Below are 9163 nucleotides of genomic sequence, written 5' to 3' on the forward strand. Positions count from 1 at the left end.
AGTACCAAATACTTTATTTAACTTGGCAAACATTTTGCTGTAGTAATGTAATACAAATATTGAGGTTTAGAATGAAAGAAGCTAAACGAGGACAGCAAGCTGAGCAGCCTGGTCATATCCCTTTTATAGGTTGGTGGGATATTGTTAAGCGCATTTTTAAGCAAATGAGTGAAGATAACTTATCTATAGTGGCAGCGGGTGTGGCATTTTATGCGTTACTTGCTATTTTTCCGGCCATTGCGGCGATGGTATCTGTGTATGCGTACTTTTCATCCCCCGCAGATATTAGTGATCATTTAAGTAAAATAGTTACTTTGCTCCCACCAAGTACCAGTGAACTAATTTTATCTCAGGTTTCTAGCCTTGCAAAAACATCAAGTGCAAGCTTGAGCTTAAGTGCAATCGGTACGCTTATACTTACTATTTGGAGTAGTTCTAAGGGCAGCCAAGCACTTATTACTGCGTGTAATATTAGTTATCGTGAATATGAAAAGCGTTCATTTTTTAAAGCTCAATTAGTACGCTTTTTATTTTCGGTAGGGGCGATTGTTGTCGCAATTTTTGCGTTATTAATTATTGGTATTTTACCTATTGTACTTAATTTAGTGGGACTAAAAGAAAGTATAGATTTATTAATTAAACTCATCTCTTGGCCATTATTAGCTTTTACCTTTAATTTTGCATTGGTACTTTTATATCGTTATGCCCCACATCGTAAACCGGCCAAATGGCGTTGGATCACGATGGGTTCGTCTATTGCTACTGTACTTTGGATTTTGGCATCTATAGGTTTTTCTTTTTATGTGTCGCGTTTTTCTAGTTACAACGAAACTTACGGCTCACTAGGTGGTGTAGTGATCATGTTGATGTGGTTGTATATCAGCGCTTATATAATCACATTAGGTGCTGTTATTAATGCAGCTACTGAGCAGCAAACAGGTAAAGACAGTACTATAGGCCCAGCTAAAGAGCGTGGGCAGCGAGGCGCCTATGTGGCAGATCACCTCGATGTAAAAAACGAATAGCTATTAGCTAAAGTTAGTGAGAGCTATAAGCTGCTCTTTAAACTCTTGTGCTGCAGGACCAAGCCTGTCGTTGTCGTTGCACATTAAATATAAATTAAGGGTACGGGTTGTACCTTGGTCTAAATTAAGTGGGATGAGCGTTTTATCTTCAATTAAATGTGCTATTTGTGTTTTTGGCAGCCAAGCGTAACCCAAATTTTGACTAACCATATCAATAGAGTTGCGTAAATGGCTGACTGTCCAGCGCATATCAGCACCTAACCAGCCATCATTGTGACTGGTGTGGGTTGCTGAGTCGCGAACTACTATTTGCCGGTGTAGCTTTAAATCGCGAAAGTTGAGTTGTTCAGTTTGTTGGTGTAATACATGGTCTTTATGCGCAACGGCTATAAACTCTATATCGCATAACGTACTGCAACTAATTCCATAGATAGGAATTGATGAAATGGCTAAATCAACCACTGAGTTATGTAGTAATTCGTTTGCACCGGTTAGCACGCTTTCTACTAAATCAATCTTTAAAAGCGGGTAAAGTTCACTCGTTTTAGCAAGTCCCTGGTATAAAATGGTGTGTGGAAAAACTTCATCAACAGCTATTTTTAATGTGCTTTCTACGCCTTCGCTTAGTGTGCTCGCTACCGATTCTATTTTAGTTGCTTCTTCAATTAAAAATTCAGCTCTGCGTAAAATTAGTTTACCGCTATCGGTTAAAAATGCTTTACGACCTTTTACTTCAAGCAACTTAATTTGCAAGGCGGCTTCAAGTTTTTGAACAGCATGGTGTACGGTTGACTGACTTTTATGTACAGCCGCACTTGCGCCTGCAAATCCGCCGTGATCCACAACCGCTTTAAACATTCGCCATTGCTCTAATGTTGCTTTTGCCATTTTTAAATCCTGTTACTACTTATATCTGATTGCTTAACTTGACCGCGCAGACGCATTATTTATTGCGTAACAGTAATTTTTTGTTTATTTATTTTAATAAAGCGACTTTTTTATCAGCTAGAAGTGCCATAAAACTGCTTTTATTTAAAGGTCTTGAAAATAAATAACCTTGTCCGTAATCACATCCGGCTTCAAGTAATAGCTGCATTTGTAATTTAGTTTCAATTCCTTCGGCGATTACTTTTAAGCCCAGTTGATGCGCCATAACAATTATTGCTTCACACAGTGCAAGTTCTTGACTGCCTACTTGGATATTATCAACAAAACGTTTATCTATTTTTAAATAGTCGGTATCCATTTCTTGTAAGTAAGCGAGTGACGAATATCCTGTACCAAAATCATCAAGGGCAAGCTGCATACCTGATTTTACTATTTCTTTTAAGCGACGTTGCGTTAATGCTTCGGGGTTAATCATTAGGCCTTCAGTTATTTCTGCCACAATTGAGGATGCAGGTAATTTTGCAGCTTTTAGCATATCGTACCATTCATCTATACCACTCTCTGGCGTGGATAACTGCACTGGCGACACGTTTACACTTATTTGAAAAGTGTCATCGGTTAGGGTTTTTATATCGTTAAGCGTTTGCAAGGTTTGAGCAAATACAAATTGGCCAATTGCGTTTATTTGCCTAGTTTCTTCAGCAAGAGGAATAAATGCGACAGGGCTAATTAGGCCTTTTTCGGGATGTTGCCAACGAATAAGTGCTTCAGCTTTATGAATATGTAAATCATTCAAAGCAACAATGGGCTGATAAAACAACTCAAACTGTTCAAGTTCAATGGCACTTCGTAAGTCTTTTAATAGCACCATGCGCGCGTGTGCATATTCGCGCATGTCAGCAGAGAAAAATTCAAAACAGTTACGACCATTACTTTTTGCTTTATACATAGCCTGATCGGCTGCCTTTAAAAGTTGTTCAGTATTTTCACCATCATTAGGGGCGCATGCTATGCCCATGCTGGCGCTAATAAATAACTCTTCGTTTTCAAGATGCAAAGCCGACGATAGGCTAAGCAAAATATTACTGGCAATTTGATTAATATGACGCGTACTTTTTATACGATTAAACACAATAACAAACTCATCACCACCAATACGTGCCACAAACTCAGCATTTTTTGCCGACTGGACTATACGCTGAGATACGAGTTTTAATAAGTTATCACCATAGTGATGGCCTAATGTGTCATTAATATCTTTAAAGTGATCTATATCTAAAAGCATGACAACCAATTGATTGTCGGGAGTAACAATGTTTGAAAATCGTTGATTTAATCGCTCCTTTAACTCTAAACGATTTGGTAAGTCAGTTAGGTGATCATAGTGAGCTTGTCGCCAAATTGTTTCATCGGCTTGTTTTTTCTCAGTGAGGTCTGTAAATATCGCGATTCGACGAATAGGTGCGTTGTTTGTATCATAAACCGTATCGATTGTGAGCCACTCAGAGTATAGCTGCCCGTTCTTTTTACGGTTAATAACCTCGCCTTGCCAGCGGCCTGTTTGCTGTAATTCAGACCACATTTTATTGTAAAAATTCTTATCATGTTTTCCTGATGAAAGAATTGAAGAGGAGCGCCCAATAACTTCTTCTTTACTATATAAAGTCGTTTTGCAAAACGCAGGGTTTACATCAAATATTATACCCGCTGGATCGGTGATTGCCATGCCTTCACTACTGTTGTTATACACTAGCGAGGCAAGGTGGAGTGCTTCTTCATTTATTTTTCGTTGTGTTATATCTCTTAGCACAACAACGTATTCATTTTTACTTTGCATTGCACTAATACGCGCTTCAAAGCTGCGTTTAGGATCTGATTTTTCGAGTGTAAATTCTAAATTACTCGAAACATCAAGCTTAGATAACTGCGATAACAAAAGCTGAACATTGCTGTGTGAAAGTATTGATGATAAATGAGGTACTGCAGTGCTGTTTGGGTTTACTTGAGGCTTAAATTGCCCCGTTATGTTGAGAATATCGCCATGGATGTTAATTCTAACGTAACTGTCGGGTAGAGTATTAAGCAAGCTGGTAAGCTCATCGTGCTTGTTTTTTAAATTAGCTTCAGCTGTTAACCTAGTTTGCGCCATTGATTTAAAGCGCTGATAGAGAGTATTTAGCTCTGGATTATTTGGCTGTGTTTTTTGTGACGGCATTTCGCCCTTAGCCAACACGTTTGTTGCATTTGTTAGATTATTAATTGGGTCGATAATGCTGGTTTTAAGCAGCTTACGTGCAGTTAAACATAGCACTAGCAGTGATAAAACAAACACACCAATCGCTATAAAAAAATTATTATTTATTTGCTTTAAAGCATGCGTAATAGGAAGTGCAATATGTATATTTAAGCTGTTATTACTCGGATCTTTATAAATAATAGAGTGATGAAGCATTCGATCTTCACCCTCAATAGATTTTATTTTTGTTAATGCCTCATTATCAATCGAAGAATCAGTTGCTAATAAAGTCTTTGCAATATTATCGCCAAGGGCTGCAGTTGTTGGTGGGTAACGCGCTAAAATTTTTCCATTAGAATCAGCGATTGCAGCAATAGAGCCAGTCGGCAGTTCAATATTATTAAAAGCATTGTTCCACCAGTCAAGCGCAACAACGATAACTACAACGCCCTGAATTACATTTTTTTTATTAATGATAGGCAACGCAAAGTTAAGGGTGTTTTTTTGCAAGTTTCTATCGTGCTGAAAATAACCTACCGACAATTGGTTACTTTTTAAGGCATTTTGAAAATACGCACGATCTGCAATACTTATTGTTTTGGTTAATCCGCTTGTTGTACACATAACAATGCCATTTGGATCTATAATCCCGATATTGGCAACATGGGCATAAATAGCTCTAAATTGATTAAAATAATTAGGGCAGGACGTTGCTATATTTTCTTTCTTACTTTCCTCTTTAGCCAAATAACGCGCTAAACGGTCAATATCATCGACTAAGTGCTTTTGCTGTAAAATTAATTGCTTAGCAATGTTTTCTACTTTTTTTTCACTTTGCTCAATAGAGTGGTGGCGTTCAAGCAGCAGAGTAAAAATAATTACAGCGGTGCCCGGAATACTTAGCAATATAAGCAAACGATAAAGCTGATGTTTGAGAGAATAAGTAAAAATAACCATTCCTTAGTTTCGTATTTTGCAATAACAATTGTAGCCAAATTCACTCCAAATAACCATAGTAATTATAAGGTTTAAAATGTAACCAATGAATCAATGTCGTTCTATTTTTTAGAACCTTAAGCTCGATTTAAAGACATAGTTGTTTTGTTTAATGAATGATTTAATAGCCTCATAAACTTATTCTTTAGAGTGAATTAAAAAATGAAAATATCAAAAATACTTACAGCTTATGCAACTCAAGATGGCGATGGCGTGAGCATTAGCCGTATACCTGGGTTTGATGGTAAATATTTAGATCCGTTTTTGATGATTGATGAACTTAAGTCAGACGACAAAAAAGATTATATGGGAGGCTTTCCAGAGCATCCGCACCGAGGAATTGAAACGTTTACTTATATTCTAAAAGGTGGCTTTGAGCATCGTGACCAAATGGGTAACAAAGAAGCAATTAAAGCAGGCGATGTGCAATGGATGAGCACAGGGCGCGGCGTCATGCACAGTGAAATGCCACTCGCTGATGCTATAGATGGTCTGCATGGCTTTCAAATTTGGATAAACATGCCAAGCGCAGAAAAAATGCGTGATTCACGTTATCAAGATACGACTAAAAACCCAGCTCCTAGTTTTACAAATACGCAAGGCGTGACGTTAAAAGCACTTGCGGGATCGTGGCAGTTCGAAAGTGAAACGCTTGCAAGCGAGCTGCAAAGTTTAGCTGCTAATGCGGCGCTCGCTGATATTACATTACCTGCTGGTAAAAGCATTTATTTAGAGCCTCTTAGCCAACAAAAAGTAATGCTTTATATTTATAGCGGCTCACTAATAATGAGCGATAATCAAACAATACCAGCTGGTAAGTTACTTATTTTAGAACCAGGCAGTGATATTAATATTAGCTCTGAGCACGGCGCTGGCGTTTTGGTTTTTGCAGGCGATCCACTTAATCAGCCAATTGCTCATATGGGTCCGTTTGTAATGACGACGCAAGCTGAAGTACAGCAAGCAGTGCGTGATTATCAAAACGGCGAGTTTGGCAAAATATAACGGTATTTTTAGGAGAGTTTTATGGGATTATTAGTTAACGGCCAATGGCAAGATAAATGGTACGACACAGATTCAAGTAACGGTAAGTTTGAACGCGAAACGGCGCAGTTACGTCACTGGGTAACTGTTGATGGTAGCGCTGGAATAACGGGCGAGGCTGGTTTTAAAGCACAAGCGAACAGGTATCATTTATATGTATCACTTGCGTGTCCTTGGGCGCATCGAACGCTTATATTTAGAGCGTTAAAAGGGTTGCAAAATTTAATTACGGTGTCGGTTGTTAGCCCTGATATGCTTGATAGTGGTTGGGCTTTTGATACGCAAAACCACAGTACTGGTGATGCTTTATTTAATAGTAACTACTTACATCAAGTGTATACAAAAAATAATCCTAAGTATTCCGGGCGAGTTACAGTACCCGTATTGTGGGATAAAAAGCTAAATAAAATTGTCAGTAATGAGTCTGCCGATATTATACGTATGTTCAATAGTGCGTTTAATGAGTTAACAGGTAATAACGATGACTACTATCCGGAGGCACTACGACCAAAAATTGATGAATTAAATGCGTTGATTTATCCAAATATAAATAATGGTGTTTATCGTACGGGATTCGCAACAACTCAAGATGCATACGAAGAGGCGTTTAACGATTTATTCAAAGCACTCGATGAAGTAGAAGGGATACTGAGCAAGCAGCGTTATTTAACAGGTAATAGGCTCACCGAGGCAGATTGGCGATTATTCACTACACTCATTCGGTTTGATAGTGTGTACGTTGGCCATTTTAAATGTAATTTACGCACAATTGAAAGCTATCCTGCATTAAGTGGATACCTTAGGGAGCTATATCAAGTTAAAGGAGTGGCTGAAACAGTTGATTTTTATCATATTAAGCGTCACTACTATTTTAGTCACACAATGATCAACCCAACACAAGTTGTGCCAAGTGGTCCAAGTATTGATTACTTATCTGATCACGGTAGAAATGTTTAGCGCTTAAGCTATCAAGTTCACTAGCCAGCCGTATTTTCTTACGAAGCTGGTTTCGCTTTTACCCGCTTGTACTGCTGCACCTGCGATAAAGGCACTTGAAAGCCCAACTTTGGTTACGGCAAAACGCTTTAGTCTATATTGGAACGCTGCATGATGTTGGCGTTTCAATTCACTGCGCGTATCCATTTGCTTACTTAGAGCATCAACGTTTTCATTAGGTGCTTTAATTAAGTAGTTAACTAACATACTAATTTCCTTGTAAGTTAAATAGCTGCTTTAAACTTTTAAGTGTTTTACTAAAGCCGATTTTATTGCTTAAGTAAACTGTATTTTTCCAAAGCCATATTAAACAAGCAACTTGTAGTAAAGTAGCTGTTGCTATACTTAGCCATACCGACCCAAAAACATCGTATACACCGTATCCAACAGCACCTAGAAATCCTGCCCACAACAAAACCAAACCACTGGCAAAGCATCCTAAAAATATAGTGATCAATGCAAGCGATCTAAGCGATAACCGCCATTCAGCTTTAGCAAGCTGGTGGGTGATCTTTCCTTGAGTTTGGTAATCATCCTTGAGCTGCTTAGAATACTCTAAAAGCATTGCAACATGATCTTGCCAATCGTCCTTTTGGCTATGTTGCTCAGTAGTTTGGTCTTGCGCATTACCATCCTTGGTTGCTGTTGTTTGTGGGTTATTCATCACTAATTACTTACGACGAAGTAGTGATGTGATTAACATACCCGCAGCAAAAGCAATACCCGCAGTTGCTAATGGATTTTCAGAAGCAAAAGCACGAGTTTTTGCAGTACATTCGCTTAGTTTTTCACGTGCAATAAGTTGTTTTTCGCTCAATGCATCTGCTGAGCTAGAAGCTCCTTTACGCACACTGCTTTCTGCTGTTGCAGCTTTGCTAGAAAGTGCATCTACAGCATCGTGCGCCGCTGATGTTGCTTTCTCTGTAAGAGGAGACTCAGTATTTGTTAGTTTAACGTCAGGCTTAACATCTGAAGTTGTATTTGGTTTCGTATTCGTTGCAGTAGCCATAATCAATCCTTAATAAGTTAAAAATTTAAATAGTGATTTAGATGATGCAATGATTAAACCAAACTTGTTATTTATTTTAACTGCCTGAATTTGATGTATTTTGTTTATTGTTTTTAATTTTTGATAATTAGTATTTTAAAATAAACAGTAACTATTACTACACGGCTAGGTAAATTTTACAAAGAGGATAAAAACGCCTTAAAAATTGTAAATATTCATTGGTTATTCAGTAAGCAATACATGTAAACAGAAAGTTATAAAAGCAAAGCTGATATTTTTCTTTACCTCAATCCCACTTTTTCCCACGTAATTCAAACGCTTCGCTTGAGCCCTTATTTTTTCTAGCTTTGAGACTCACTAAAGCTGGTCAGCTTACTTGACAAAATGGCTTGTCAAGCCCTAAACTGGAGCACTGTGGTAAAAAGTGGTTTTTAGTGGATCTCATTGGATAAAATAAACAAAAAATTGAATAAAACAATTTCAAAGTAGGTTTTTTATGTTTCGTGGCGCGAGTTCACTGAGTTTGGATGATAAGGGGCGTTTTGCGGTACCGACAAAGTACCGAGAATCTCTGTTGTCTGAAGATCAGGGGACAGTTATTTGTACCGTCGCATTAAATGAACCGTGTTTATGGTTATATCCATTGGCTGAGTGGCTCGAAATAGAAAGCCGTTTAGCGAAAATATCTAATATGAATCCACGAGCTCGACGAATGCAACGTATGTTGCTAGGTAACGCTACAGAGTATCAACTTGATAAAAATGGTCGAATTTTGCTTGCGCCGTCATTACGTGCCCATGCATCTCTTGGCAAAAAAATCATGCTGGTTGGTTTGATGAATAAGTTTGAAATTTGGGATGAGGCGCGTTGGCACGAGCAAATGCAGCAAGATACTGAGCTTGAAAGGCTTGGTGATTTTGAACCTAACCAAGATTTAGATAATTTTACACTCTAACGGCACAAAAAAAG

The 9163-nt window shown here is 38.1% G+C and carries 9 protein-coding genes; 4 read left to right on the plus strand and 5 right to left on the minus strand.

From position 1 onward, the window contains the following. Positions 1-71 precede the first annotated feature (71 nt). Positions 72-1025 (plus strand): YihY/virulence factor BrkB family protein, encoded by a 954-nt coding sequence (locus H5160_RS03525; RefSeq protein ID WP_182670939.1) that lies wholly within the window; start codon positions 72-74, stop codon positions 1023-1025. 3 nt (positions 1026-1028) lie between these two features. Here the strand turns inward: H5160_RS03525 and H5160_RS03530 are convergent, their stop codons facing one another. Together H5160_RS03530 and H5160_RS03535 are read right to left on the minus strand one after the other, a co-directional pair. Beyond that, positions 1029-1913 (minus strand): LysR family transcriptional regulator, encoded by an 885-nt coding sequence (locus H5160_RS03530; RefSeq protein WP_182736753.1) that lies wholly within the window; start codon positions 1911-1913, stop codon positions 1029-1031. An 88-nt stretch (positions 1914-2001) separates the two neighbouring features. Next, complete coding sequence (locus tag H5160_RS03535) at positions 2002-5106, minus strand: EAL domain-containing protein (protein WP_182736755.1); 3105 nt, start codon at positions 5104-5106, stop codon at positions 2002-2004. 201 nt (positions 5107-5307) lie between these two features. On the opposite strand from H5160_RS03535, the gene H5160_RS03540 reads away from it, so the two are divergent. Continuing rightward, the gene (locus tag H5160_RS03540) at positions 5308-6150 is read left to right on the plus strand and encodes a pirin family protein (protein ID WP_182736757.1); all 843 of its coding nucleotides are present in this window, start codon (positions 5308-5310) and stop codon (positions 6148-6150) included. A 21-nt stretch (positions 6151-6171) separates the two neighbouring features. Continuing rightward, positions 6172-7146, plus strand: coding sequence for a glutathione S-transferase family protein (locus tag H5160_RS03545; RefSeq protein WP_182736759.1), 975 nt, complete (start codon positions 6172-6174; stop codon positions 7144-7146). A 3-nt stretch (positions 7147-7149) separates the two neighbouring features. Here the strand turns inward: H5160_RS03545 and H5160_RS03550 are convergent, their stop codons facing one another. From H5160_RS03550 to H5160_RS03560, 3 genes are read right to left on the minus strand one after another with little or no spacing between them, the layout of a single operon-like run. Further along, the gene (locus H5160_RS03550; protein ID WP_024596383.1) at positions 7150-7392 is read right to left on the minus strand and encodes a hypothetical protein; all 243 of its coding nucleotides are present in this window, start codon (positions 7390-7392) and stop codon (positions 7150-7152) included. A 1-nt stretch (position 7393) separates the two neighbouring features. Continuing rightward, complete coding sequence (locus H5160_RS03555; protein ID WP_024596382.1) at positions 7394-7849, minus strand: hypothetical protein; 456 nt, start codon at positions 7847-7849, stop codon at positions 7394-7396. Between the two features lie 6 nt (positions 7850-7855). Then, positions 7856-8194 (minus strand): hypothetical protein, encoded by a 339-nt coding sequence (locus tag H5160_RS03560; RefSeq protein ID WP_002957982.1) that lies wholly within the window; start codon positions 8192-8194, stop codon positions 7856-7858. A 496-nt stretch (positions 8195-8690) separates the two neighbouring features. On the opposite strand from H5160_RS03560, the gene mraZ reads away from it, so the two are divergent. After that, positions 8691-9149, plus strand: a complete 459-nt coding sequence (mraZ, locus tag H5160_RS03565; protein ID WP_007582904.1) for a division/cell wall cluster transcriptional repressor MraZ — start codon at positions 8691-8693, stop codon at positions 9147-9149. Positions 9150-9163 lie beyond the last annotated feature (14 nt).

The sequence above is a fragment of the Pseudoalteromonas sp. SG43-4 genome, assembly GCF_014164325.1.
GTDB classification, from domain to species: domain Bacteria; phylum Pseudomonadota; class Gammaproteobacteria; order Enterobacterales; family Alteromonadaceae; genus Pseudoalteromonas; species Pseudoalteromonas distincta.